The organism is Heliophilum fasciatum (assembly GCF_004341395.1).
Classification (GTDB): domain Bacteria; phylum Bacillota; class Desulfitobacteriia; order Heliobacteriales; family Heliobacteriaceae; genus Heliophilum; species Heliophilum fasciatum.
Map to the genome: position 1 here is coordinate 1 of NZ_SLXT01000073.1, position 1,050 is coordinate 1,050.

At 55.3% G+C, this 1,050-nt stretch carries 1 protein-coding gene; it reads left to right on the forward strand.

Annotated elements, in window-relative coordinates:
- Window positions 1-1,050, forward strand: a 1,050-nt coding sequence (locus EDD73_RS14735; RefSeq protein WP_131921201.1) for a DDE-type integrase/transposase/recombinase, incomplete at both ends; no start/stop codon positions are given.

Genomic DNA, 1,050 nt, shown 5'->3' on the forward strand with positions numbered 1-1,050 from the left:
ATCGCCCAGATCATCCAGATCCTCGAATGGGAAGGGCTGGCCCAACCGGGGCAAATCAAGCGAAGCACGCTGCAAGAAAAACTGGCCGAACGCGGGTACAGCACCCGGCATATGAAAATGTATTCGAATTCCGGCGTCGCTGCCCGGCGGTTTCAGCAAAAATACCGGAATCAGCTTTGGCATTCCGATATTAAATTCGGTCCCTACTTGCCGATTGGCCCGGATGGCGCCAAAAAGCAAGTCTATTTGGTCACCTTCATCGATGATGCCACCCGGTTTGTGTTACATGGCCAGTTTTATCCGACGCTGGATCAAGTGATCATCGAGGACTGCTTTCGCCAGGCGATTCAGAAATACGGCGTGCCTGACGCGGTGTTTTTTGACAACGGGAAGCAGTATCGAACCAAGTGGATGGGCCGCGCCTGCGCGAAAATGGGGATTCGCCTGCTTTTCGCCAAGCCGTACTCCCCCGAGGCCACGGGCAAGGTCGAACGTTTTAATCGGGTAGTGGACTCCTTTCTGAGCGAAGCCGCCTTAGAAAAACCGCAAACCCTGGACAAGCTCAACGGACTGTTTGGCGTGTGGTTGGAGGAATGTTATCAACATAAGCCGCATTCTGCCTTGCCGGGAAACACAAGTCCGGAGACTGCCTTTCGCAGCGACGCGAAACCGATAAAATACCTGGATGCCGATCTGGTCGCCAACGCATTCCTGCACTGCGAAGAGCGGAAAGTGGATAAGGCGGGCTGCATCAGTTTTATGGGTCAAAAGTATGAAGTGGGCATCGCGTTGATGGGTTGTACCGTGGACGTCACGTACGATCCCGCTTCGATCGATGAGTTGACCGTGGAATACCCCGGGCATGCGCCGATAAAAGCAAAACCGCTGGTTATCGGCACGCGCACCGGTCCCCGTCCCCACATGCCGGAACATCTGCAAAAACAACCCGCCGAATCGTCCCGATTGCTTACGGCGGCGACCCAGCAGCATGCCAAACGCCAAGAGGCGCAATGCCCGGCCGTTTCGTATCGAACGGTACGAAAGGAAGGG